A 25,053-nucleotide genomic window follows, 5' to 3' on the forward strand; every position below is an offset into this window, starting at 1 on the left:
TCCTGGCGGAAAAGCGGCCAGATGGCGGCTCTCGACACACCCGTTCAGCGGCAGCGAGGCCGCAAGGTAACACCCGCCATGACGAACCGCAACCCCGCCTCAGAGGCCGATTCCGGGGCAGATTCGGGGGCGCCGTCCAAGGCCCCCCCGAAGGTCGACCTCACCCCCTGGCAGCTGGCCCGGATGCTGCCCGCGAAGGGCCGGATCATGGGGCTGGATGTCGGCACCAAAACGGTCGGCATCGCGGTCTCGGACGAGCTGCGCCGGGTGGCGACGCCGATCGAGCTGATCCGCCGCACCAAGTTCCGCGTCGATGCCGCCCGCATGGCCGAGATCGTGCGCGAGCGCGGCGTGGTCGCGGTGGTGCTGGGCCTGCCGGTCAACATGGACGGCACCGAGGGCCCGCGCTGCCAGTCGATCCGCCAGTTCCGCGAGAATCTGGCCCAGTTCCTCACCGCGGACGGCATCGACCTGCCGATGATGTTCTGGGACGAGCGCTGGTCGACCGCCGCCGTGCAGCGCTACATGATCGATGCCGACATGTCGCGCAAGCGCCGCGCCGAACTGGTCGACAAGGCGGCCGCCGGCTACATCCTGGACGGCGCGCTCGACGCCATGAACCGCCCGCCGCCGATCTGGGCGCGCGAGGAAGAAGAGGATGCCGGCGAACCGGCAGACGAGCGGTGAGCGCCTGACTGCGGCAGCATTACGACACCCGGCCCGGGAAGTTGCGTGCCGGCACAGATCCCGGCCGGTTCCCGCCATTTCTCATGACGTGGTCACAGACCTCGTGTAGCGTCTCCGCATGGCGAGCGAGACGTCCAGCGATATGGATCCGCCGGCGGACGGGCCGGCCATCCCACCCATCCGGCGGCTGCGCCGGCCGATGGCCGGCTGGCTCGCCCTGCTTTTCTATGGCGCAATGCTGGGTGCCGCCGGCACCGGGCTGATGCTGCAGTATCAAGACCGCCTGGAGCATCAGATCGACCTGCGCGAGACCCGTCTGCGGACCGGGGGCGACGTGATCGCGACCATGGCACGGGTCGCTGCCGCTGAAATCGATGCCCTGGGCACGGCCGCGTCGCTGGCCATGGACCGCCCGCCGGCACTCCGCCTGCCCTTCCTGCGCGAAAACGACCGTTTCGAGGTACCGCCTGGCACCGGCATGACCGGGCGGCTGACCGGCCGCCTGCCCGACGATCCGTCGACCATGCCCGCCCTGCTCGACGAAATGTCGGCCGTGGCGACGATCGAGCCTTTCGTGCTCGGCGCCCTGCGCCAGCTGCCGGAAAGCGCCTGGATCTATTACATGTCGGCGCGGGGCTTCCTGCTGCTCTATCCCTTCGATGCGGGAGAAGCGGCACGGTACAGCGATGCGATGATGTCCGCCGAGCTGATGAGCCGCGCCCGCCCCGACACCAACCCGACCGGGCGCACCTTCTGGACCGCCCCTTACGAGGACATGGCCGGCAAGGGGCGGATCGTGTCGATCGTCAAACCGGTGATCGAGGCCGGCGCCCTCCCGCCTGCGGGTTTCCGCGGGGTGATCGGCATCGATCTCACCGAACAGGCGCTCGCACGCATGCTCGACGAAATGGGCCTGCCGGACGGCCTGCGGATGCTGATCGACGAGGCCGGCAATGTGATTGCCCTGTCGACCGGCGCCGGACCATTGCCCGCCGTCGGCGATACCGGCCTGCCTGACCGGATCTGGCAGGCGGCCGGCGGCACGGGTGCCCTGGGCGAGCGCATATCGACGCAGGCGCGCGGCGTTCTTCGGCCGATGGGCGATGCCGCACTCTTCCATTCCCGCATCGCCGGCACGCCCTGGTCGCTGATTCATATCGACCGGATGTCGGGCCTGAAGACCACCGTGCTGATGTCCATGTGGCCCGAGGCGATCGCAGCCCTGCTGCTGATGATGATCCTGGGCGCCTTCGAATCGCATCGCCGGATGCTCCGCCGGTTGAGCCGCCACCGCACCGCGCTGGCGCTCCGCGTCGAAGAACTGGACCGGGCACGCCGGGATCTGGCCGCAGCACGCGACGAGGCCGAAGCCGCCAACCTGGCCAAGACCGCCTTCCTTGCGCATATGAGCCACGAGCTGCGCACGCCGCTGAATGCGGTGATCGGCATGGCCGAAACGCTGAAAGCCGAAGTGTTCGGCCCGCTTGGCCCCAAGCAGATGGAATATGCCGGCGACATCGCAAGCGCCGGCGGCCACCTGCTGGAGCTGATCAACGACCTGTTGGATCTGGCCCGGATCGAGGCCGGCGAAGCGACGCTCGATGAAGAGATCGTATCGGTGGACGACATCGTGCGCCCGGCCATCTCGATCGTCTCGGCCCGGGCCCGCAAGGCCGGCCATGTGCTTCACCTGATGACGCCGTCGCGGCCGGTATCGGTATCCTGCGACAGCCGCAAGATGCGCCAGGTGCTGATCAACCTGCTGGGCAATGCGGTCAAGTTCACGCCCGATGGCGGCCGCATCTCTCTGGTGGTGCGGCTGATGCCCGACCGGTCGCTGACCTTCACGGTCACCGACAATGGCCGTGGCATGGATCCAGCTGAAATTCCCCGGGCCCTGGAGCCGTTCAAGCGGCTCGATATCGACCCACTGGTCCGTCGGCAAGAGGGAGCAGGACTGGGTCTGTCCATCGTCGCATCGTTCGTAAAGCTTCATCGCGGCAGGCTCGAGATCCGTAGCGCTCTGAAGTCTGGAACCTCGGTTGTGGTCACCCTCCCCACTGACTGCGTCCTGACAACGCCGTCTCCAAAGGACCTTAGGGCATCGGAAGGATGTAGGGGCGCGAAGAAGTCAGAAGTCGATGCTCCGCCCCGAGAATCTCCGGAGAACTGACAAATAGCAACCAGAGTTGTACTGACAATACCTCGCCCCTAAGCCGGCAAGGCAGCGTCAAGAGTGAAGATCGGAGGGATCCACTTCTATACCTGCCAAAAGCCCAACTTCGAGACAGGTTTCGGCGCGATCAGAAGCAATGACATTGTCGCAGCATACGAAGAATGGAGGGTACCGGACGACTGCCGATACCCTGAACCTGAGGCGTCAGGCAAGACCAGTGAAGTCAGGCAGCCCGATCCCAGCAGCTGACAGCCGCTCCCGTAGCTCTACAGGAAAGTCTATTTTTGCCCGATCTCCGGCCAACCGCACCTGTTCCATTTGGCGCTGCATGTTTGTTCTGGAGAAATCAGACGTGAAAATATTATCCATGCCGAAAGTGAAGAAGATGGACATTTTTTGCTCATCTCTCCGCATTTTAACATAAGCCTCTCGAATTTTCACGAAGAGATCAGGATCCTGACGCTGAGCGTGACGCCCTTTCAACACCCGAGACACCTTCTGCATGACTTTTTCAACGCCATCCGGCAAATCACCACAATGGCTGATTCTCACATCAAAAATCACGATATCGCCGAGCCCGGAATACAAAGTCACCAACTCCCCCTCGGAGAGATTAGCAACTTTATGCGAACCACGTCGAACTTTTAGCCCCGTATTATTGTTGGAATGGTCCTGCAGATATATCCCGATCTTATAAACGCGGCAACTCTCCGCGCCAATGCAGGGTTTGGAGAAGTAGCTACCGTACCTCGTCTCGCTATCTTTGTGCCAACCGGCAACCATATTCATATGGGCATCGCTATGGCCGGTGAAGACAACCTTTGACTGATCAAGCGACCAATTGATTGCCTGGATGATCCGATCGTGCCCGAATACCCATGCCAGGGCCTTCTCATCAGCTGCCACATTCGAACGAGTACGCCCGAGACCAAGCCGGAGCCCCCGCGCCTCCAGATAGCCACGGGCCTGTTCGCGCATGCGCGCTATCTCTGCCGGCGAGAAAACCTCTTTCAGCACAACAAAACCATTGGCTTCGATCGACTGCCGCAACGCATCGCCGGATACGACTCCGTTAGCAACATCCTGGTAGCGATATGTATCACCAACCACAAAGGAGGACATGGCTGTTCCCATGATCAGTTGAGCACACAACATATGCATGGCCAAACCGCGATGACATTCGACAAACCACGCCAGTCACCGGATTGCCACGCAGAACGGACCAAGACCTCGTCACACAGACGGCTGCAGGCACCGAATGTTCTTTTCCGCAAGTTTGGCATGCCCGGCAACGCGCGCCAAGATGTCACGTCTCCGGTCGTCCCCTTCGTCCAGAAAGCGTTGAGTCATTTGGAGGATGGCGGGGGTAGCCGCCCCCAGCTGCTTCGCATCGATCGATGCATCTGGCAGCCCAAGCAATCGTCCTAGCCCAGCAATCTTATGGGTATTGCCCGAGAACAAAACTGATGGTGTCCCACCAGTAGAAGCAAGGATCGACGGATGCCAACGCCCCGAAATAAAGGCACGAGCATTGGCAAGAATGTCCAACCCCATCCCCATCGGCGTGTTCGCCGGCAAAAACGGCAATGAAAGTTTCCGGGCGACTGGCGCCAGCAGGACTTCGTCCGTCGCGTCAGGTGCGACAACCAAGACCTGATCGCAGAGTTTACCCAATTCGCCGCAGAGGGTCACGAACGGGGATCGATCGACCGCCGATTGGTCTTCTGCCCGCAGCAATGCAGAACTACCCGTGATGCAGATATACGGCCGGGATGGATCAAATGTTGATGAGTCAAACGGGAAGACCGTACATGCGCCTTTTCGGCCGTACGCATCCAGAAATGCCTGCCCCGTCAGCGGCTTCCACCGGAAAGCTGCATCTGCGGACAAAGCATCTTCAGTGTACGGCAAAATGCGTGCAGCCTCATCAAAAGAGGCCGGCTCACGGAAAACAACATCATCAAGCATCGGATAGACCGCCTGAACGAGCGCGCGCATCCGCTCATCATTCAACTGGACAGTATGATTGACAATGACACATTTTTTGCCCGCGTGGCGCTTCGCATAATACATCCAGAAGAGCGACATCCGCCCTTTCTTTTCAAAATTGTAGATACTCCCCTCACCATTTACCATCACCAGGTCGGCTGCTTCAATCGCCTGCCGGGTGACCGGGAAAAGGCGCCCCGCCTTCACTTCCCGGGCCGTCACTTCGAAATCCTCCATGGTTTGAGGGTCTGCGATACGCCCCTGTCGACGACGCCTCAACGCGTTCTGTGCAACGCGGAGGCCAGCGCGAAGTTTTGGGCGTTCATAAGAATATTCTTTGAGAAGGGAAATAGCCCGGGTCTTGATGTTATAGGGGTCCGACCCCACACCATTCAAAGCGCCCAGTTTGACGATGCTAACCACTTCTGCATCTGTTTTCTGAATCAAATCGTACATCGCATAGGTCGTGGCCCTGCATCCCCAGTTGTTCTGACTGGTGCTGTCATTCACAAAGCAAATCTTCATGCCATCTCTCTTGGAAGAATGACGCCTGTTTTTGGCTGGCCTGTCATGGCGGTGCAGCGCAGCACCATCATACGAAGCCTCCATCAAACCACAAGCCGGTTCTCAAGACTTTATGTCGCAGCGCAACATAATCTATTCGTGATCTTGGGAATCTGGAGAAACAATCTGTATCCCCTGCGATCGGAAAGATGCTTCGATATCCGCAAAAAATGCAGCAGCCCGCCCCTTGCGAGATACGGGCAGAATAGAGCTGACTTTCGCGCCGGTCTCCCGTCTGAGCGATACCAGTGCCGTGCTGTAGAAGGAAACGAATTCCCCCACGTTCAGCTCCGCTGTCACTTCCTCGATTGGCATCGCACCCGGCAGCACCTCGACATCACGCGACAAAGCCTTTGCCATGTCCTCCGCACGTGAGACACCTTTCGGATGAGGCTTATAGAACAAAGTGCGCGGAGCTTTATGTCGGAAATAGCTTGCGACCCGCGCCCTGAGGACGCGCTCTTCTTCGGGATCGAGGAGTTCTGACACTTCCTGATCAAGGAAAACGATCCGCTCCGGATCTCCCGCCGGGCTCTGCCTACTGTTTGCAATGTCCAGTACGATCACCTCACCACCGCGCGAAACGAGGCCCTGCCGGTTAAAGGTAAAGGTGGCATCGTAGAGGTCCCGGTCGTACCCGGTGATGTGCCTAAGGCCAGAGATCGGCCAGTACGATACACCATATCTTGCCCCGACGAAAATTTTGGCCAGGTTCTTCAGTCGCTCAGATGGGCCCGGGCGCCGATCGGCATAGTTGATCATCCCGTCAGGCAGCAAGCCCAACCAAGCATGTCGCCGGCTGGACACAAAATAGTTGGCAGCAAAATGCATGACATGAGGAATGAAGATCGCACAATTGCGGCGAACAATGGGATGGCGTTTCAGGAATGCCGCAAATTCCCGAACAATAGAGCCGTAAGGCCTGGTGCCTGGTCCAGGGAAGCACTCGACATGCACCCCGCTCCGCTCTGGCAACCAGCGAGGTTCCCCCCCTCCAAACCAGAGTAGAAATGCCTGCTTCCTGGGTTCCAACATCCTCAGAAGAACGCCCGCCGCTCTCAAAGACTCGAAACCTGTGCAAACGAAGACGTACGCCGAAACTTTATCGGGGATTGTCAACAGATTACTCACGTCCTCACTCCCCCTGCTCCAGCAAGGAGCGCCGCCGACGCACGCGAAGCTCCGCCACGACAGTCAACACAATTGATTGTACAAGCATCGTGACCGCCGAAGACCATAGCAATCCAGGCACTCCCCAGGAGATCCAGAAGGATACCAGAACAATATAGCTCGCGGCTGCACTCATCGTAATGGCTGCCAACCACCAGGTTTCCTTCAAGCCGCCGAATATCCAAAAGCTACGATTAAACATTACAGCAGACACGCAATAGATAAATGCCGGAATCATCCAGATTATTTCAAGATGATAATCGCCCGGCAGGATATATTCCTTCATCATCAGAGCCCCAAGGGCAATAACAAAGGCTATGACAACAAGAATCATGTTCCGAAAGGAAACGCGCCTGATAATTTTTAGCCCAGCAGTCAGTCGCCCCGCCGAAAACGCCTCCATAAACGGAATGCGCTGGCTCTCCGAATAGGCGTTCACCAGAACCCCGAGAACAACCATGCCATACGACACGAGTGTGTATCCCGCAGCCAGGGAATCTGGAAGGGCAACTCCTCCCACCCATCGGCCGGCCTGCGCGACAACCCATACCGACACTACGTAGATCGTTGTACCGCTCGCATACGCAAAGGCCGGCCTGATATGCGAGAAATTTAAACTTCCATGTGCCAGAGCATAGCGATACACCGGCCACGTTGCCAGCCAGGCGATGACCTGCGCGAATATGTAACCATAAATCAGAACCTCCACCTTATCAGATATAAACGGCTGGAACAGGAGATAGCCTGCCAGGAGCCCGAAGCCGGCGCACATTGACGACAAGGCAAAAAGGTTGGCCCGATCTCGCACACGGGCGAAGATGCTGCCGCTCTGGCTAAGGACCAAAAGCAGGCCGCATACCAAAATCTCAAGCTGAAGCCTCAAGCTGCCTGCGGTGAGAGGATCCTCAATGCCTGACAACATCGCTCCGAGTATCAGCAGCAAACCACCCGACAGCAGCCCAGCGACACCAGCTACAAGATTGGTAAGAAAAGCAGTTCCTTTACTCCGATCGTCCGGCTGATCGAAATACATACGGCCTATAGCCATATGCAAATTTGCTGTGAGTGCTGGAACCGCGACAGCTACGACACTCGTGAAAAGTCCGAATCGGGTAAATTCAGAAGCAGACATCGTCGCGACAACGAGCGGCAGCAAAAGTATGTTGCCGAGCTTCTGAGACATTGTTCCGCCGACGATCAGCAGCGTTCTCGCACGTCGCATGAGTTCTCTCCTCGCGCTCTACTGCGCCGCTGACACCCGAGACGCTAGCTTATCCGACCCGGAATCTGGCTGCTCTGAAGCGAGAGCCACCTTCCGAGCAACAACTGTACGGTGGTAGCGTACCTGCTCTAGGGTGACGATGATTGTCGCCCAGATGATAATGTAAAAGGCTTCATTTACCGTACTGTAAAACATCGACGAAATAAAGAGCCCACCGATAAATATCGGCGCATCAAATGCCCGCAACGCAAAACCAAGCATAAAATAATATAGAATAACTACCATAACTATTAGAGAAACAACAAAACTCGTCTCGACAAATATGGACGCCCACACGGAGTGGGTCGGCATATAACCCACATAGAACTCCCCAAGCAGCGATTTATACTTAGCAATATGAACGAATCCTCCGCTCTCAATGAGAGAATACTGAAAATTCCCCAAACCAACACCAAAAATCATATTAAAAACTGTATGGACCTTTGCCTCGATTGCCAATCGAATCAGCATGACATGAGAGGCAAAAGAGTCATCCTCCATCAACTTACTCAGCTTGGCGACGCGATTGAAGAAGGAGTTATCGATCTCATCGAAAGCCCCCGTCGCCCAGGCGAGGAACACAGCGAAGCTCGAGACAAGAATCAACAAGTTAATCGCAAGCAAACGCGATCCGCCTGGAGATATCCTGGCTTGAAAATTCAGCCGGAGTAGATAGTAGAGGATGAACAAAATCAGTGGAAAAAAGAGAACGCCCAAGCGCGACAAAGTCGTCGTCGACACAAAAAGCGCGACCCCCATAATAGTCAATGCAAAAAGAGAGAACGCAGCTCGCTTTTTCCAGGTCCACTGGGCATTATCTGCCCTCACAACTGTAACACGAACATAATTACTGAGACAGAACATGAAGAAACCCAAATACACACTAAAATGAGACTTATCGTCAAAAAAGAATGAATATCTAATGTCCTGATACATTGCCGCGCTTCCCAAGAAAACCAGAAAATAATGCAGAATCGCCAGCACCGAAACCGCGCTCATTGCGATAATAACTGCGCGCATGTATCTATAGTAATCAAAAAGCGGCGTCCTCGCGAATATCACGTAAAATCCCAAAAATAGAAAAGAACTCGCATAATATATGTTAAATACAGCCGACCTTATCCCGTGAGACATAAAAGAAGAAATCAGCACACTGACCAGGAGAGCAATAATGACCCTCTGGACCTGAGGCGATCGAAACGACTTCATCCACAGCGGCACAATGAAGAGGGTCGCCGCTATGATCATGGGAATCGTCAGAGGTGCCTTGGAAACGACACCGGTCACAGCATTAAGAAAGAGAACAGCAGCAGGCAACAGGTGGAGCGACAGGAGTATCCACCTGTGGCTCGCCCTGAATGCCTCCACCTGAGCCGCACTCGTCACTGTCATTCCCCTGTCGGACGCGCAATTTCGCTACGGAGCATCTTCAGGAAGGTCAGCGTATAATAGATGAAGGCGCCAGCCATAATTGCAATTATTGCGATGATAACAGGGGACGTATTAACTATACCCCGCGGCGCGTACACCTGATCGATCACCCGAATACCATACGAGAGGTCTGCGCGAACAATAACTTCTCGCGTCATAAGGCGAGTGATCTGACCAGAAATAGCGTTCGACACCTGCGATGCAGAAAGCTGTGCAAGGTCATCGGACAGCACATCCATTTGAGCCTTGATAGTACGGATCTCATCTTCGCGGCGCCAGCTGATATAATAGCGCAAGATTTCCTTGATAATATTCTCGCTAACGGCACGATCGGACGTTGTCATGTCGATCTTGACAATGCCATTCTGATCGAGCGTATCCAACTGAACGGATTTATTTATAAATCCGCGAACATCTTCAACTTGAATATCCTGGAACTCCGGCTTCATCAAACGGGCCATCATTTGACCTCGTCGCCACTTGTCGACCTCGGCCTTTACAAAATCAAACTGCAGCAGGTGTTCAGCCAGGGTAATGCCGTTGACGACCTCAAAGAACTCCGTGATCCGCTTTCCCTGGCCGCCGCCGAACAGCGGCAACGCCGATTGCTGCTGTGCTTCGCTCCCTGGCTGTTCGACCGAAATGATCGTAGACGCCATATAAATATCATACGGCGATTGCGTTCCATAGATCACTGTAAATACCAGCACAGAAAACGCCATTGATATAAGAAGATGCAGCCGACGGCGAAACATGCAGAGGCCTCCAGATAAAGTGAAGTGGATTTACGGACGCTGGTATATCATGCTCTACCGAATTCATCCGCAATTCTCACAATGTCATCTTCACCAAGATATCCACCCGATTGGACCTCAATCAAATGAAGCGGAATTCTTCCGGGATTACCCAACCGGTGAACCGCCCCCTGCGAAATATATGTTGACTGGTTTTCGTGGAGTAGAAATGTCCTGTCGCCACAGGTAACCTCTGCGGTTCCGCTGACCACTATCCAGTGCTCAGCCCGATGATGATGCATCTGAAGCGATAGTTTACGTCCTGGTTTGACTACGATACGCTTCACCTGAAAGCGATCACCGAGATCAATACACTGATAACTGCCCCAGGGTCGATAGGTCAGGGCCCCCGTTTCGGCCTCCGGCCGGCGCGCGACACGCAGGCGTTCAACAATGGTCTTCACCGCCTGGGCCTCATGCTTGGGGGCCACCAGCACGGCATCATTGGTCGCCACCACGATCAGGTCGCGGACACCGACGGCGGCGACCAGCGGTCCTTCGCTGCGCAGATAGCTGTCGGCGACGTTCTCGGCGACGACATCGCCGATCGCCACCACACCGGCGGCATCCCGATCGCCGATCGCCCACAGCGCATCCCAGGCCCCGACATCCGACCAGCCGAGATCGGCCGGCACCACGGCACCATGGGCGGTCTTTTCCATCACGCCGACATCGATCGACAGATCCGGTGCACTGGCGAAGATCTCCTTCGGCAGCCGGACGAAATCGAGATCGGCCGACCGGCCCGCATAGGCGGCGGCCACGGCCTCGGCCACGGCCGGAGCCGAGGCTTCGAGTTCAGCCAGCACCACCCGGGCCGGGAACAGGAACATACCGCTGTTCCAGAAGAACCGGCCTTCGGCCAGATAGCGCTCCGCCGTCTCACGCGCGGGTTTTTCGTGGAAGCGGCTGATGCGGAAAGCCCGCTCGTCAAGCGCCGCGCCCGCCTCGATATAGCCATAGCCGGTTTCGGGCCGGGTGGGCTTCACGCCGAAGGTGACGAGATCGCCGGCCACTGCACGACGGGCCGCAGCAGCCACCGCCTCGCGGAAGGCAGGCGTGTCGCCGATCACATGATCCGACGGCAGCACCAGCATCAGCGCTTCGGGATCATGAGCAAGAGCCGCATGCGCCGCCGCTGCAACGGCCGGCGCGGTGTTCCGCCCCACCGGTTCCAGCAGAATGGCCGCCGGCTCGATGCCGGCGGCACGCGCCTGCTCGGCCACCAGGAAACGATGGTCTTCGTTGCACACCAGAATGGGCGCCCCGAACCCCGCTTCGGGCGAGACCCGCTTCAGGGTCGCCTGCAGCATGGTGTCGCTGCCCGCCAGCGCCAGAAACTGCTTGGGCAGCGCCTTGCGCGAGAGCGGCCAGAGGCGGGTTCCGCCGCCGCCACACAGGATCACGGGCGTGATGATGCTGGAGCTCATGAAATCGGTCTCGTTTCGCTGTCGGCTGAGCGGCTGTCAGGATTGCGGGGTGCGAAGGATCACGTTCTCCGGAGAGACGCGCGACGTCCGCGGTCTCAGGCCGCGAACGCCTTCTCCAGACGCTCCAGAGCGATCCAGAAGCCCTCGCCGTCGTTTTTGTGGCCCTGCCAGATTTCGGGGATGAAGCTCGCGCCGGGCTGGGTGCGGTCGATCACATGCCCGAAGGCGCGGAAATCGATGTCGCCGTCGCCGACCTGAAGGCCTTCGCCGTCGACCCCCTTGCTGTCCGCCAGGTGCATATGGGCCGTGACCGGAGCCACCGCCTCGCAGAAGGCTTCGAACGACCACTTGTAGTGGTTGCAGGCCAGCTTGGAATGCGAGATGTCGAGGCAGATCCGCATCTTCTCGGCATCGCAGAACGACCGGATCGTCTCGGCGTCGACGAACAGGTTGTGGAAACTCTGTCCGCCGAAATGCCAGGGGAAGGGCGGCATCGTCTGCGGGATCACCTCGACCCCGTCGCGGCTGAGCAGCCGGAGCGTCTCGGACAGCCGCTCGTAGAGGGCGGTGCACTCGGCAGGATGCAGATGGCGATCGGTGGTGAAGCCGCCCACATTGGTCACGATGAGCGGGTCGGTCGGCTGATCGAAATACTCGCGCAGCCGCCGGGTCACGTCGATCACCCGCTGCATCTCTTTCACCGAATGCGCCCGATAGTCGGCATCGTCGGAGACGAGGTTCAGCGTGTGGTCGTGGGCGAACAGCTCAGGCGCGTGCACCACATAGCCGATCGGATAGCGGCCGCTCAGATATTTCGACAGCTCGATCTCCAGATCCTTGTAGCTGAGGTGGAATTCCACCAGCGACAGGTTGGTCTTGTCGAGCAGGCGCTGGAAGTCATGATAGCGCACCGGCACCCCCCAGGGCCGCGAGAAGGCATAGGGCCGCGGTTCGATGACGCCGTCCGCCAGATCAGAGGGGTAGAAGAAATCGCCGGCCTTGACCTCGCGGCGCATCGTGCGCCCGACCAGCTCGGCCAGGCGGTTGGGCTGAATGCCCTTGCCCGGGCTCTTGACATCGACCATGTCGGCGGTGACGACGGTGCCGATCGCAAGCGTGGTCTTCGCAACCAGGCTCTTGGCCAGGGTCTCGCGGTTCATCAGCTCACCCTGGGAGAGCTGGCGCGAGCCGCCCTCGCCCATGGCTTCTTCGACCTGGCGGATGCCGTCGACCATGCGACGGAATTCCTCGGGCAGCAGGCTGACCTTGTGGTCGTTGCCTTCCAGACCCTTGTCGATGGTGAAGTGCTTCTCGATGACCTTGGCACCCAGCGCCACCGCCGCGACCGAGACATTGATGTCGCGCTCATGCCCCGAATAGCCGACGACGCAGTCGCCGATCTCGGCCAGGCGCTTCATATAGCGCAGGTTGACGTCCTTGAAGGGCGCCGGATAGGTCGAATTGCAGTGCAGCAGGACGAAGGGGGCGCCCAGGCGGTGCAGCACACCGGCCGACTGCTTGATCTCCGCATCGGTCGACATGCCGGTCGACACGATCAGCGGCTTGCCGGTCGCTGCCATCGCCGACAGCAGATCCAGATTGGTCATGTCGGCGGACGCGACCTTGAAGCCCTCGAGCCCGTATTCGTCGAGCAGCCGCACGCTCTCATGGTCCCAGGGCGTGCAGAGCGGGGTCATGCCGCGGGCGCGCACATGATCGAACGCCCGGAACAGATCGTCATTCGACAGCGAGAAGCGTGCCAGCAGGTCCAGCGTGTACTGCGAGCCAAGATCCTCGCTGGCATCGTTGTTGTCGCCGGCATTGCGATAGAGCCGGTCGAGCTGCCGCATCTGGAACTTGGCGCATTCGGCCCCGGATTCCGCAGCCAGATCGATCAGCCGCTTTGCCAGATCCAGATCGCCCTGATGATTGTTGCCGATCTCGGCAATGACATAGGCCGGGTGATCCGGGCCGATCTCGCGATCGCCGATCCGGACAACCGCCGCCCCGATCCGGGCAACCGCCACCACCCGGCCCTGCTCGTCCAGCAGCGGCAGGGCGGTGATCCGCTCGGAAAGTTCGGCGGCGATCCGCTCAGGGGCGGCATCGCGCGGCAGGGCGCGGAAGCTGCGGTTCATCGCCTCCGAGACCGGCCGGTCCAGATCGATGGTCGGCTGCTCCACAACCCAGCGCCGGAAGTCGCCGTCGGTCAGCACACCTTCGAGCCGGCCGGCCTCCGACACGGCGAAGACGATGCCGTGCTTGTTCTCGCTGATCTTGCGAAGCGCGGTCGCGATCGTCTCCTCGACGAAGGTGAGGTAGGGAACGATCCTGGTTTCGATGATCATCGGCGTCCGATCGGCTCTAGCTGGGGGTCGGCGGTCTGGAAATGGCGCGCCGCCGGACCCGATCGTCAAACTCGCAAGGGCTCGCCCAGCCCATAGATCCTGATGGTAGCGCGACTTACCGCGAATGCGTAAGCAGCGTCTCGATCACGACCATATCGACTTCGCTGTCGATCTCATAGGCCGTCTCTTCCGCCATCTCGTGCAGCGCGATCCGGCCGCCGAGGCGGTTGTTCCGGGTCCGCAGCATCTCGGGCGGGAACAGGTAGATCGAGCCGTTCTCCACATATTGCGGCGTCATGTCCTGACGCCGCGGACGGCTGGCCGGGTCGTAATTGATCGCCTGTGCCCCATCGGCCCCCCGCCGCCACAGGAAGCGGTGCGAGGCAACGACCGACAGAAGTGTATCGGCCCCCTCGGCTTCCAGGGTGACGATGGCACGATCGATGTCGTCGGCGGCACGGATGGGAGAGGTGCACTGCAGGAACACCACCAGATCCACCTTGCCCTCGCGGGCCTCGATCTCGTCGACGGCATGCCTGAGCGCGGCCTCGGAACTTGCCGTGTCAGAGGCGAGATCGGCCGGGCGCCGCACGATCTTCGCGCCGTATTGCGCAGAGACGGCTGCGATCTCGTCATCATCGGTCGAGACCCACACGCTGTCGACCCGGGCCGAATTCAGCGCCTGTTCGATCGAATGTGCAATCAGTGGCTTGCCCGCCACCGGACGCACGTTCTTGCGTGGAATGCCTTTCGATCCCCCGCGCGCGGGGATGATCGCAATCGTCGAACCCATTTCCGTCTCCGCAATCGGCGCGGCCTCGCCGCCCCTGCGTCACTCTGTCCGCCTGCATCACTCTGCCCGGGGCAGGTTCAGCCGGCAACCCGCCCGCCGGAGCTGCCCCATTCACGCCCTTCGCGCAGATCGAAGGCTTCGCTCGTCCAATAGAAATCCTGGCCGCTCACCTTCGGGATCCAGTGTCGCGGCAACCGGGTTGCGTTGTAGCCGAGCTTATAGCCGACATATTTCGCACCCGTCTGCACCACGGCATAGGGGATGAGGTGCGGACGTTCGCGCAGCAGGCGCCCCATCAGCGCCTTCACATAGCTGCCGCCGCGCTTTTCGTCACCGCCACTGTCCAGCAGCAGTTCCTTCTGACGGCGCCGTTCATAGCCCACATCGAACATGCGCCGGAATTCCTGTTCCAGCGTGTAGGTATGGGAATGATGCACGACCGCCTCGGCGACATAGGCGATGCGATGCCCACGCCGCAGCAACTTAGCAGTGTTGATCGCATCCTCCATCGTCAGGGTCGGGCCGATCCCGCCGATCGCTTCCAGCGCCGGATTGGACCAGGCCGCACAGCTGTCGGAGCAGAAATAGAGGAAGCTGCCCCATTTCGACCGCTCGTCGTAAGACCGGACATGGCTCTGCGGCGGATAGTTGAACTCGCGGGCGAAGCTCTCGAAAAAGCCGGCACCCGTATGCGGGATCTGCCGTGCATAGGTGACCGCCGCCGTGCCGTCGACGATCGGCGTCACCAGATGCCCGATCATATCGGCAGAGGTCGCATAGGCATCGGGCGTGATCATCACCACGATATCGGTACCCAGCGCCTGACGCGCCCGTTCCCGGGTCATGCCGTGATTGAACGAGCGGCGGGGCACGACCAGCGTTTCGGCCCCCATCTCTTCGGCCAGTTCCACCGTGCCGTCATTCGACGACGAGTTGACCACCAGCACCCGCGGCTTCAGCGGCGAGGCGAGCAGCGGCGGCAGGCAGTGCGGCAGCATCTTCTTTGCGGTGTAGGTGATCACCGCGACGCCGATGGTGGGCTCGCGTCCCTCGGCGATCCACGGAGCCGCTTCACTGACGACGCTGGCAGGTGCGGGGGTCATGGCTTTCAGGCTCCCTCTCCGGCAGAAGGGTCTCCGGCAGCCTCGCGCAGAGGCAGGTTAAGGCGATCGGCATAGAAGCGGGCAATACCGTCCCAGGCGGCCGCCTCGCTCCAGCCCAGACGATCCGCATCCACCCGATCGGTGTTGATCCGGATCGGCGGCTCGGCGAAGACCGCCTGATGGGCCAGCTCCAGCGGGCAATCCAGCACCAGCCGCGCCGCCATTTCACGGGCGAACCGCCGGGCGAAATCCCCCTGGCTCTCAACGTACCCGCTGGGGCGGCAGACGTGGAAGCCCCCATCCGAGGGCATGGCTGCGACAAAACCGGCATAGGCCGCCGCCAGCAGCGAGACCTGGATGTTGTCGCGGATATAGGCGGGGGTTCCGACCGTGGGGCAGCGCCCCTCGGCCCAGCTCTTCATCAGATAGGCGGTGAAGCGAGGTTCCTCGAACGCCCCGAAGGGGTTGGGAATGACCACCTTGCCCAGGGTCACACCTTCACGTGCGGCGTAAAAGGCATAGAGATCGGCGGTCAGGCCCTTGGACAGACCATAGGGGCTGAAAGCGACGGCCGGTTGCGTGCCGGCCCCTTCCCGCTGCTCGAAGACCGACCCGGTCAGCACCAGCCGATCACAGCCGGCGCCACGCATCACCCGCAGCGTCTCCACCAGACCGAAGGCGTTGTCCGCCAGGGCCTTCACCGGATCGAAGTCGGGGCTCTTATAGTCCCGCACATCGGCAGCATGATGGCACAGAACATCGAAACGCTCGTCGTCGGCGAACAGCGCCTGAAAACGCTCCGAGCCGAAAGTGACCGCCTCGACAAGTCGCAGACGCGGCGCCAATGCCTCAAGCCGCCGGACACGCAGCTCCCGCAACGGATCGGCGGCATAATCGGCACGCTGGCGATAGAGGGTTGCGACCACGTCATGGCCGGCCGCAACCAGCGCCTCGGCATACCACATGCCGGTGAAGGAACTCGCGCCCGTCAGCAGGATGCGCATAATCAGCCCCTCATCGCAGATGCAGATCGGGATCGAAATCCGGATGAGCCTGATCGCGCGCCGAGATCACGGTGGGTTCGATGGGCCAGCCCACCTGGAAACGGGGGTCGTTCCAGCGCACCCCGCGCTCCCGCGCCTTGTCGTAGAAATCCGACACCATGTAGACCAGTTCGGTGTCGTCGACCAACGTGATGAAGCCGTGCGCAAAGCCGCGCGGCACATACATCGCCCGCCGGTTCTCGGCGGTGATCTCGGCACCGAACCACTGCCCGAAGGTCGGCTGATCCTCGCGAAGATCCAGGATCACGTCCCAGGCCGCACCGCGGATGCACCGCACGACCTTCACCTCGGCCGACGGCGCCAGCTGATAATGCAGCCCACGCAGGGTGCCGCGGGTGGCGCTGTAGCTGTCGTTCATCTGCACGAAACGGGTTTCGAGGCCGGCTGCACCGAATTCCTTTTCGCAGAACATCCGACTGAAGAAGCCGCGCTCGTCCCCGATCGGTTCAATCTCGATGACGAAGCCGCCCGGAATGGGGGCAGGGATGAACTTCATACGGCCTCCGGCACATTGGCTGCGCGAAACGCGCCTTCATAGGCGGCGATCTGGTCCATCGTGATGTCCCAGACCGGCCTGCCTTCCGACCAGGCCTTGTACCAGCCGACGGTCTCACGCATCGTGTCTTCGAAGCGCCAGGCCGGCCACCAGCCCAGAATATTGTTGGACTTGTCGCAATTGAGCCGCAGCAGATGGGCTTCATGCTTCGCATCGGTCGCCGGCGCCACCTCGACCGATCCCTTGCCCCAATGCGCCACAACCGCCTCTGCAAGCCGGATCACCGGCTGACAGTCGCGCGCCGACGGGCCGAAATTCCAGCCCTCACCGGTCTCGATCCCGCGGGCGCCGGTCATCAGCTTCGAGGCAACCATCATGTAACCGCCCAGCGGCTCCAGCACGTGCTGCCAGGGGCGCACGGCGGTGGGGTTGCGCAGGAAGACCGGCTCGCCCCGCTCGATCGCCCGGATGCAGTCCGGGATGATCCGGTCCGCCGCCCAGTCGCCGCCACCGACCACATTGCCGGCACGCACCGACGCCGACAGAATGCCTGCCGGGTTCAGGAAGGACTGGGCATAGGCGTGGAACACCAGCTCGGCCGCCCCCTTGGAGGCGCTGTAAGGATCGCGGCCGCCCATCGGGTCGTTCTCGCGATACCCCCAGATCCATTCCTTGTTGTCGTAGGCCTTGTCGGAGGTGATGTTGATCACGACCTTCACGCCGCCGACGCGCCGCACGGCATCCAGCACATGGACCGTGCCCATGACATTGGTGTCGAAGGTCTCGACCGGCTCGTCATAGGAATAGCGGACCAGAGCCTGGGCAGCCATGTGGAACACGATCTCGGGCTTCGCCGCCTCGACCGCCGCCATCACGGCTGCGGGGTCGCGCAGATCACCGACGATGTGCCGCATCCGCCCTTCCAGCCCCAGAAGGTCGAAATGGCAGGGGCTGGTCGCCGGTGGCAGCGCGAAGCCGGTGACATCGGCCCCGAGCTTCAGCAGCCAGGCACAGAGCCAGCTTCCCTTGAAGCCGGTATGGCCGGTCACCAGCACGCGGCGCCCGGCAAACACATTCTCGAACGGCAGATCGCTCATCTCGCTTCCATCACCTGCAGTCGGAGACGGATGTCGCAGATCCGCCCCATCCGATGCACCGCATGACACGGCCGGTGCCCCGGGGCCCGGCCGCATCCCGGGTCAATCCTTATAGGCCCAGGGCGCCTTGCCCTGTTCCCACAATGCGGTCAGATGCTCGCGGTCACGCTGCGTATCCATGCACTGCCAGAAGCCCGGGTGCTTGTAGACATGCAGACCACCATCGGCGGCCAGCCGCGACAGCGGCGCCTGCTCCAGCACCAGCGAGGGATCGGTCGACAGGTAGTTGCGGAAGTCGCGATTGAAGAAGAAGAACCCGCCATTGATCCAGGCATGGGTGATCTCGGGCTTCTCCGCGAAGGAGAGCAGACGATCGCCTTCCATGTTGAACTCGCCGAAGCGGGAGGGCGGGTTCACGCCAAGCACCGTGCCGGTCTTGCCATGCGCCTGATGGAAGGCCAGCTCCGCCGCCAGATCGACATCGGTCACGCCGTCGCCATAGGTGACGGCGAAGGTCTTGGCATCGCCGATATACCGATCGAAAGCCATGGCGATGCGCGCGCCGGTCATCGTCTTCTCGCCGGTATAGGCCAGCGTCACTTCCCAATCACAATCGTGATTGATCTGGTGATAAGAAACGCTGTTATCGACGAGATTGACCGTCGCGTCGCTATTCATGGAATAAAAGTTCAGGAAGTAATTCCGGATCACTTCCGACTTGTAGCCCATGCACAGCACAAATTTACGGAAGCCGAAATGCGAATAGGTCCGCATGATGTGCCAGATGATCGGCTTGTCGCCCACCGGAACCATCGGTTTCGGTCGGAATTCGGTTTCTTCCTTGATGCGCGTGCCAAGCCCGCCACAAAGGATGAAAACAGGAACTGAAGAAGGAGTCATGATAGCGGTCTTGTCGCCTCTATGAAGCCGCACATGCGCGTATCTCGTCCGGCAGGGGCCGGACCCATCGGCATTGGCGGTCGTTCGCTCCGATCGTGCCTGTTCCGTATACCATGCCAACGGCGCTGTCACAAGCCGCACGCATGACAACGCAGTTGCGGGATCTCTTTGATATTTCAGAATGTTTACGGCCGGAGATCAACAGATTTCGATCTCCGGCCGTGGCAAATTGCGGGCACAGATGCAATGTATGATTAACAGCCCGGGCCCTAAAGGCCCAAGATGCTGAGGGGTCAGTCCATCAGACCAGGCCAGTACCGAGAGGTGTTCTCCGCGTCATACCCCCCAACCCGGCCAATGAGAGCGCTGGAGCGGTTGAGCTGAGCGCCGCCATCACGGGTGACCGGCCGATAGGTCAGACCGAACCGGGTTTTGGTCGGTCGGGTCGAATAGATGTCCAGCGGGATGCTCAGGAAAAATCCCTTGTCGAAGCTGCCTTCACCGAATTCCGCGGCTGATACGTCAGTAACGGTCGCAAAAACGCCTGCACGGATGCCACTGTCGAATTCACGCGACAGCTCGAAGGTCGCCCCCCAATCCTTCGCCAGATATCGCCCGGCCCGCACTGATCCGTTCAGGTTCCAGAACGGTAGCTCATAATAAACGCCTACATGTCCCGTGACTGTACTGTAGTCCAGGAAGCTGAACATCCCATCATAGTCACGCTGCTTGACCCAATTAACATCAATGCCGTAAGCCCATGGCGATCCCACCTCCTTGTAAAGCATCTCGCCACCGACACCACCGAACATTTCTTCCAACAAACCGGCATAGGCTGTGGCATAAAGTCCAGGTGCGAAGGATGTATAATAAGCTCCCTGCAACCGACCTATCCAGGCCTCACCTTCTTTGAGGTAATCCTTAATAGCACTACGTACATGTGGCAGCTGGCTATCGGACTCGAGTGTCAGATCATCATAATTATTAGTAATATTCAGCCCCGCATATCCATCAATTTCGGTGTTAGGAGAGGGGCGGATGGATGCCTGGGCACGCATGTAGAGCTGATAGATCAGGAAGGCGTCCGGCCCGCCGATCTGCTGCCTCGTTCTTGGGGCAATTGACCAGTCGAACCCCGGATACTGCGACTGATTCAGAACAGCATCATCCCGTGGCGGCGCCGCCTGCGCGACGGTGCTCTGATGCCAGATTTCTTCAGGAGTCGCCTCATCTTCCGACAGCCGCTCGATATGAGTCCGCAGGACAGTGAGTTCCAGAACCGGCAAGCCGTCGTCGCCGAGTACCATGGTCAGACGTTCTACTCGCGGCGGCATCACCTGGGTTGCCACACGAGCAGCCCGACCGGCTGATGTCACAAAATTTCGGAAAGGCATATTTCCTATAAAGAGGCGAACAGTGTCCCCCTGTAGCTCCATCCGATCGATTACGACGTCATTCTCCTCTGCGGCCGCGAACAGGCGCCGGGCCAACGCTTCGGTTTCCGCAGACTCTTGCTGCGGGGTTGTGGCAGCGTATGGCCGGTCGACCGGCCTGGCATCAGCTTGTACAGCCCCGTTCCGGAGAAGCTCAGAACGCGAAGCCGTCCACGTGACCAGAGGGCGCCCGGCCGCCGAGAGAAGCCGCACCTCAACCGTCACAACATCCGCCGGCACAGCGCGCGCTGCCACCGCCGCGACATCCAGCGCATCGGCCATATCATGTCCGGGAAGCCCTCCCGTGAGATCAACCGATGCCCGATCATTCACAACGTCAAAACGCTGCACGACCATCTGCCGATCAGCCGCCGCCGCCCTGACACTCGCCTCCGCAAGCTCAGGAAGCCAGACGGCAGCCGTCGGCGCGGGATCGACTGGCCTGTCCGCGGGCACTCCTTCAGGTCCCTGGCGTCCCCGGAGGGCGACCTCAGGCGGGACCCCTTTGTCGAGCAGTGGATTAAAGCCGTTGTTAAAATCGGCGAACAGTGAAACACGCGCCATCGCTGTGGTTCCACGTTCGAAACCTGCCGCGAGCTGGACCCAACTCGCGGGCTGCCAAGTGATCCCAAAGTTGAGCGGAATTTTAGGATCAAGATCCGACGTAGCCGGATCATTAGCATAATTGTTCGGGTCGTATTCAACGATAAAACGCAAATCATCGCCGAGCAGGGGAACATCCCGCCAGAGGTAGCTTACACTGCCAAACAGAGCAATGGGGCCGGTGAAGAAGGCTGTACCGACCCCACCCGGGGCATCTGCCCCGCCAACCCTGTTGTCGAAGCGATCAAAGAATACCCCTAGCGGATTGTCGAGATGCGCCCTTGTGCCCATGGCGCCAAATCCCAAGCCTCCACTGAGGTCAAAATCCCCGATACGCTTGGATGCCACAAAATATTCGGCGCCAAACAGGCCAGTACCACCGAGGTCACGGAAACCAACGGCAATTTCTGGCCAGCTTTCGCTTTCCTGTGAGAGCCTTACCTTTAGATCAACACTTCGGTCTTTATAATCTTGCCCGTCTGCAAACCCATCAACCGGGCTGTAGGCACGGTCTGTAATACGCGTATATCGGAAAGTCCCTTCAAGCCAAGGCAGCGCCTGCAAATTAATGAAATAGCGATGGTAGGGAGAAACGATCGAAATGCCCGCCAGAAACTGGCCATCCTTACCGAAGCGGGCGGTTGGCGTCTGCACTGCACCGATGCCACCATAGTCAGACACGTTCGGCAGAACGATCTTCTCCCATGGCTTCGGCTGCTCGCCAGCTTGCTGCGCGGCAGCCGGTTCCACGCTGACATTCGTAAGGATGGCGACCAACAGGACGTTGGCCGCCATCACGTATGCCTTTTGGCTCCTCACCGCCGTGCGGCCTCAATCCTGGATGGCGTTCAGAGAGGCTGCGGTCAAAGCCAAGCCGCTCAGGATACGGGTGACATCCGTGGTCACAGCAAGGAAGTCGAAAGGCGCCAGATCACGAGGTATCACAATCATAGAGCCTGGAGGAACGTTAGCTTCGGTGGTTGACCACGAGCCCAAATCGACCGGCTGTGCCGCACCATTCGGCAAGACGATGAAGGCGCGCCCCTCGTCAGAGTCAAGCGAGTATCCCCCCGCCAGATTGACGTAGTCACTCGCACGCTGTCCGCTACGGAACTGCTGGGCGCCCGGATTGAGCACCTCACCAACGACGAGTACATAGTTGGGCCGCTTGGGAATGTTGATGGCGTCGCCTCCCTCCAGAACCGTATCCAGCTCAGGACGAGCGGCAAGTACCGCCGGATCAGCCTCGACAACGACGCGGCCATAGGGCTCGACAGTGGCCAGATCCTTGACCAGATCCCTCATCACGCCCATCGCATCTGCCATGCCAGAGCTTGAGCCGGAGCGCTGCGACTGACGCGCAAGAAGGGAGACGATGCCCTTCTGAAGCTCGTCAGCGGTGCGTCGATTGGCTTGCCTTTCGAGATCGCGAACCCGATCACGCGTGAAAACCGCGCCGAAGGGATAGGCCTCGGAGGTCAATCCACCGGCGCGAGCCAGAAGCTCGGACAGGCGCTCGCCACGGGTGATGTCATATGCGCCTGGGCGAAGAACTTCCCCCCGGATGGAAACCAGCCCTTGCTCTCGCGTGGTGATCCGCGTCGCAACCCGGACGGTATCGCCGGGCCGAACCATGATGGAATCAAGGCTGACACGAGTCAGGTCGAGGAGTTCGCGGCGAATCTGGGTCGTCGTCGCCGCCACATCCGCATCGTAGCGGCTGATTTCCACTTGGGAGATGTCGGCCGACCGCCCCAGTCCGCCGGCAGCATTGAGCATCATACGAAGCGTGACGGGCTGGGCGATCGGATACAGCCCGGGCTTGCGCACATCGCCTGTCACCGCCGTCACATTTTCCAACAACAGCGGCAACAGAGTCGGGTACTGATCAAAAATGGGCGGACAATTAACCGAGCCAGGCGCGTTCGTGGAGGTTCCGCCCTGAACCAGAAATTGCCGGGCACTAAGGAAACTGTCTGCACGGGTCTTACGAACCAGACTGGACAGGGATGCCAGAGCGGGGCATGCGCCGCCAGAGTTGGCAAGTGCTTCCGCAACCGGTGGCGTCGAAAGGAACGTGATATCGCCAGCGCCCAGAACAATAAAGCGATCGCCGGAGGCAAGCGTCATATCCTGGTTGCCATTGATGACATTGACGAGATCAACTGGCGTGAACAGGGGCAAAAGAGTACTTGGATCGCGCGTGCGAATAACGGCGAAAGGCAAATAGGGCGACCCACTCAGCAGGTCGAGGTTCGACAGGAGGGACTTCAGGCTTCCCTTGTCGTCAAGCGCCCTTGGTCCAGGTGTCGAAACACTGCCCTCGACCACAATCGTTCCGCCGACGACGTTACGGTCGATAAAGACCTGCAGAATTTCACCGCGCTGCAAGGTGCCGGACCGCGCATCCGCGCTCGTCACCGACTGGACGCCCTCACTATCAAACGCAATGCGCATAATGCGGTTGCCAGCAGGACGCAGAGGCCCACCGGCCAACTTCATTGCTTCACTGACCGCCATTGACGAGCGACCAGGCGCAGTCTCGAAAATCGCCGGACGAGCCACATCGCCATCGACGGCCACCGTCGGACCGAGCAGAGGCACAACGATCCGGTCGCCGTCCTGGAGAGGCAGCGTAGCGCCGCCACCAGCCCCGATCAGATAGTCGTACAGATCAACCGGGATGCGTTCGCCATTCGCCCGGACCAGTTCGATGCGACGAAGGGATCCGGAACGCAGTACGCCGCCCGCGGCACCAATTGCATCGACCACGGTCCCGAAGCTGTTCACCGGCCGCAGTCCCGGGCGGAACACTTCGCCAAGCACGGAAATGCTGATCAGACGTACGCTGCCGACAGTGACGAAGACCCGACTGCCCACCATGCTTTCGCCAGTCACCTGCTGCAGCCGGTTGCGAAGATCCGCCACGGTCGAGCCGACGGCCTTGATCGGTGGCGTTTCGGGAAGAACGATGTCGCCATCGCGATTCACCTGAACGCTGACTGTCCGTGAAATCTGGCCGCGATAGGTGACAATGAGTTCGTCGCCAATACCCAGAACATAGTCGGGGCTGATCTCTCCGGAGGTGATCGGAGCCCGCTGCGACTGACGAAACACGCGGTATCCATACTGGCTGATCGCGCGCCCGGTGCGAAGCGCATAGTCCCGTTCGATAGATGACGGGTTACCCGCAAGACCCAGACGCTGATCGTCCGCATCTTCCTCAGTGGCACTTCGCCGTTTGGTGTCTTCGTCTTCGTCTGCCTCTTCTGATCGATCTCCGGCTTCCGGATCTAGAGAGGTGTCAGCCGTCCCGTCGGAGGGATCAACATTGGAGCCGCCGCTGTTCTGCAGCGCCTGCGTCGCCGATTCGATCTGACTTTGCAGATCCAGCAGCGTTTGTGCACCAGACTGCCCGGGAGCGAGGAGCGTCAAGGCTCCAACTGCCACCACAGCCACCGCATTAGCAAGGTGCCGGACGGCGTGGCCAGATCTCACACGGAGGATTTCGCGAAGCGAAGCGGAGTCGAGGATCATGCTACGTCCCGTGGCAGATTCGATGCTATGTTATGGATTTCTATTACTCAAGTCGTGAGGGGGGTCCGTCGATGCTGCCTGGGCACCCTCGAACGTGACACCTCGCCGGCTGCACGTGAGCGCTGACACCCTAGCATATGCTGGCGGATCAGCAATGTGGTAAAAGATCACTATTGT

At 60.0% G+C, this 25,053-nt stretch carries 18 protein-coding genes; 2 read left to right on the forward strand and 16 right to left on the reverse strand.

Going from position 1 to position 25,053, the window contains the following annotated elements:
• Positions 1–78 precede the first annotated feature (78 nt).
• Positions 79–687 carry a Holliday junction resolvase RuvX gene (gene ruvX / locus P7L68_RS22370; protein ID WP_372001790.1) on the forward strand — a complete coding sequence of 203 codons (609 nt, stop codon included), beginning with the start codon at positions 79–81 and terminating at the stop codon, positions 685–687.
• Positions 688–829: 142 nt separating this feature from the next.
• The gene (locus P7L68_RS22375) at positions 830–2,860 is read left to right on the forward strand and encodes an ATP-binding protein (protein ID WP_372001791.1); all 2,031 of its coding nucleotides are present in this window, start codon (positions 830–832) and stop codon (positions 2,858–2,860) included.
• A gap of 207 nt (positions 2,861–3,067) precedes the next feature.
• Here the strand turns inward: P7L68_RS22375 and P7L68_RS22380 are convergent, their stop codons facing one another.
• From P7L68_RS22380 to P7L68_RS22455, 16 genes are all read right to left on the reverse strand, one after another.
• Entirely contained in the window at positions 3,068–3,985 is a 918-nt protein-coding gene (locus P7L68_RS22380; protein ID WP_372001793.1) for a phytanoyl-CoA dioxygenase family protein, read from the reverse strand.
• 111 nt (positions 3,986–4,096) lie between these two features.
• On the reverse strand, positions 4,097–5,377 hold the full coding sequence (locus tag P7L68_RS22385) for a polysaccharide pyruvyl transferase family protein (RefSeq protein ID WP_372001795.1): 1,281 nt from the start codon (positions 5,375–5,377) through the stop codon (positions 4,097–4,099).
• Positions 5,378–5,509: 132 nt separating this feature from the next.
• Positions 5,510–6,391 (reverse strand): glycosyltransferase family 52, encoded by an 882-nt coding sequence (locus P7L68_RS22390; RefSeq protein WP_372001797.1) that lies wholly within the window; start codon positions 6,389–6,391, stop codon positions 5,510–5,512.
• Between the two features lie 160 nt (positions 6,392–6,551).
• Positions 6,552–7,808 carry a hypothetical protein gene (locus tag P7L68_RS22395; protein ID WP_372001799.1) on the reverse strand — a complete coding sequence of 419 codons (1,257 nt, stop codon included), beginning with the start codon at positions 7,806–7,808 and terminating at the stop codon, positions 6,552–6,554.
• A gap of 18 nt (positions 7,809–7,826) precedes the next feature.
• Positions 7,827–9,239, reverse strand: coding sequence for a hypothetical protein (locus tag P7L68_RS22400; protein WP_372001801.1), 1,413 nt, complete (start codon positions 9,237–9,239; stop codon positions 7,827–7,829).
• Positions 9,236–10,033: a hypothetical protein gene (locus P7L68_RS22405; protein ID WP_372001803.1), complete on the reverse strand. Its 798-nt coding sequence runs from the start codon at positions 10,031–10,033 to the stop codon at positions 9,236–9,238. The genes P7L68_RS22400 and P7L68_RS22405 overlap by 4 nt, the downstream gene beginning before the upstream one ends.
• A gap of 47 nt (positions 10,034–10,080) precedes the next feature.
• On the reverse strand, positions 10,081–11,502 hold the full coding sequence (locus P7L68_RS22410; protein ID WP_372001805.1) for a mannose-1-phosphate guanylyltransferase/mannose-6-phosphate isomerase: 1,422 nt from the start codon (positions 11,500–11,502) through the stop codon (positions 10,081–10,083).
• Between the two features lie 95 nt (positions 11,503–11,597).
• A complete protein-coding gene (locus tag P7L68_RS22415) occupies positions 11,598–13,850 on the reverse strand; it encodes an N-acetylneuraminate synthase family protein (RefSeq protein WP_372001807.1) in 2,253 nt (750 codons plus the stop codon).
• Between the two features lie 115 nt (positions 13,851–13,965).
• Positions 13,966–14,643 carry a cytidylyltransferase domain-containing protein gene (locus tag P7L68_RS22420; RefSeq protein WP_372001809.1) on the reverse strand — a complete coding sequence of 226 codons (678 nt, stop codon included), beginning with the start codon at positions 14,641–14,643 and terminating at the stop codon, positions 13,966–13,968.
• Positions 14,644–14,720: 77 nt separating this feature from the next.
• The gene (locus tag P7L68_RS22425) at positions 14,721–15,746 is read right to left on the reverse strand and encodes a glycosyltransferase family 2 protein (RefSeq protein WP_372001810.1); all 1,026 of its coding nucleotides are present in this window, start codon (positions 15,744–15,746) and stop codon (positions 14,721–14,723) included.
• 5 nt (positions 15,747–15,751) lie between these two features.
• Positions 15,752–16,750, reverse strand: coding sequence for an NAD-dependent epimerase/dehydratase family protein (locus tag P7L68_RS22430; protein WP_372001812.1), 999 nt, complete (start codon positions 16,748–16,750; stop codon positions 15,752–15,754).
• 10 nt (positions 16,751–16,760) lie between these two features.
• On the reverse strand, positions 16,761–17,306 hold the full coding sequence (gene rfbC, locus P7L68_RS22435; RefSeq protein ID WP_372001814.1) for a dTDP-4-dehydrorhamnose 3,5-epimerase: 546 nt from the start codon (positions 17,304–17,306) through the stop codon (positions 16,761–16,763).
• Complete coding sequence (gene rfbG / locus P7L68_RS22440) at positions 17,303–18,403, reverse strand: CDP-glucose 4,6-dehydratase (protein WP_372001816.1); 1,101 nt, start codon at positions 18,401–18,403, stop codon at positions 17,303–17,305. The genes rfbC and rfbG overlap by 4 nt, the downstream gene beginning before the upstream one ends.
• A 102-nt stretch (positions 18,404–18,505) precedes the next feature.
• Complete coding sequence (gene rfbF / locus P7L68_RS22445) at positions 18,506–19,303, reverse strand: glucose-1-phosphate cytidylyltransferase (protein WP_062769514.1); 798 nt, start codon at positions 19,301–19,303, stop codon at positions 18,506–18,508.
• Positions 19,304–19,596: 293 nt separating this feature from the next.
• On the reverse strand, positions 19,597–22,134 hold the full coding sequence (locus P7L68_RS22450; RefSeq protein ID WP_372001818.1) for a YjbH domain-containing protein: 2,538 nt from the start codon (positions 22,132–22,134) through the stop codon (positions 19,597–19,599).
• Positions 22,135–22,170: 36 nt separating this feature from the next.
• A complete protein-coding gene (locus tag P7L68_RS22455) occupies positions 22,171–24,876 on the reverse strand; it encodes an SLBB domain-containing protein (RefSeq protein WP_372001820.1) in 2,706 nt (901 codons plus the stop codon).
• Positions 24,877–25,053: the final 177 nt, after the last annotated feature.

Origin of the sequence: Tistrella mobilis, assembly GCF_041468085.1 — a bacterium.
Lineage (GTDB): Bacteria > Pseudomonadota > Alphaproteobacteria > Tistrellales > Tistrellaceae > Tistrella > Tistrella mobilis_A.

What these genes read in the sequence shown, in the direction of transcription:
- rfbF (WP_062769514.1), bottom strand. Translation starts at nt 19,303, where the DNA reads ATGACTCCTTCTTCAGTTCCTGTTTTCATCCTTTGTGGCGGGCTTGGC.
- P7L68_RS22380 (WP_372001793.1), bottom strand. Translation starts at nt 3,985, where the DNA reads ATGTCCTCCTTTGTGGTTGGTGATACATATCGCTACCAGGATGTTGCT.
- P7L68_RS22400 (WP_372001801.1), bottom strand. Translation starts at nt 9,239, where the DNA reads ATGACAGTGACGAGTGCGGCTCAGGTGGAGGCATTCAGGGCGAGCCAC.
- P7L68_RS22405 (WP_372001803.1), bottom strand. Translation starts at nt 10,033, where the DNA reads ATGTTTCGCCGTCGGCTGCATCTTCTTATATCAATGGCGTTTTCTGTG.
- P7L68_RS22385 (WP_372001795.1), bottom strand. Translation starts at nt 5,377, where the DNA reads ATGAAGATTTGCTTTGTGAATGACAGCACCAGTCAGAACAACTGGGGA.
- rfbG (WP_372001816.1), bottom strand. Translation starts at nt 18,403, where the DNA reads ATGAGCGATCTGCCGTTCGAGAATGTGTTTGCCGGGCGCCGCGTGCTG.
- P7L68_RS22455 (WP_372001820.1), bottom strand. Translation starts at nt 24,876, where the DNA reads ATGATCCTCGACTCCGCTTCGCTTCGCGAAATCCTCCGTGTGAGATCT.
- P7L68_RS22425 (WP_372001810.1), bottom strand. Translation starts at nt 15,746, where the DNA reads ATGACCCCCGCACCTGCCAGCGTCGTCAGTGAAGCGGCTCCGTGGATC.
- P7L68_RS22450 (WP_372001818.1), bottom strand. Translation starts at nt 22,134, where the DNA reads ATGGCGGCCAACGTCCTGTTGGTCGCCATCCTTACGAATGTCAGCGTG.
- P7L68_RS22395 (WP_372001799.1), bottom strand. Translation starts at nt 7,808, where the DNA reads ATGCGACGTGCGAGAACGCTGCTGATCGTCGGCGGAACAATGTCTCAG.
- rfbC (WP_372001814.1), bottom strand. Translation starts at nt 17,306, where the DNA reads ATGAAGTTCATCCCTGCCCCCATTCCGGGCGGCTTCGTCATCGAGATT.
- P7L68_RS22430 (WP_372001812.1), bottom strand. Translation starts at nt 16,750, where the DNA reads ATGCGCATCCTGCTGACGGGCGCGAGTTCCTTCACCGGCATGTGGTAT.
- P7L68_RS22420 (WP_372001809.1), bottom strand. Translation starts at nt 14,643, where the DNA reads ATGGGTTCGACGATTGCGATCATCCCCGCGCGCGGGGGATCGAAAGGC.
- ruvX (WP_372001790.1), top strand. Translation starts at nt 79, where the DNA reads ATGACGAACCGCAACCCCGCCTCAGAGGCCGATTCCGGGGCAGATTCG.
- P7L68_RS22415 (WP_372001807.1), bottom strand. Translation starts at nt 13,850, where the DNA reads ATGATCATCGAAACCAGGATCGTTCCCTACCTCACCTTCGTCGAGGAG.
- P7L68_RS22375 (WP_372001791.1), top strand. Translation starts at nt 830, where the DNA reads ATGGATCCGCCGGCGGACGGGCCGGCCATCCCACCCATCCGGCGGCTG.
- P7L68_RS22410 (WP_372001805.1), bottom strand. Translation starts at nt 11,502, where the DNA reads ATGAGCTCCAGCATCATCACGCCCGTGATCCTGTGTGGCGGCGGCGGA.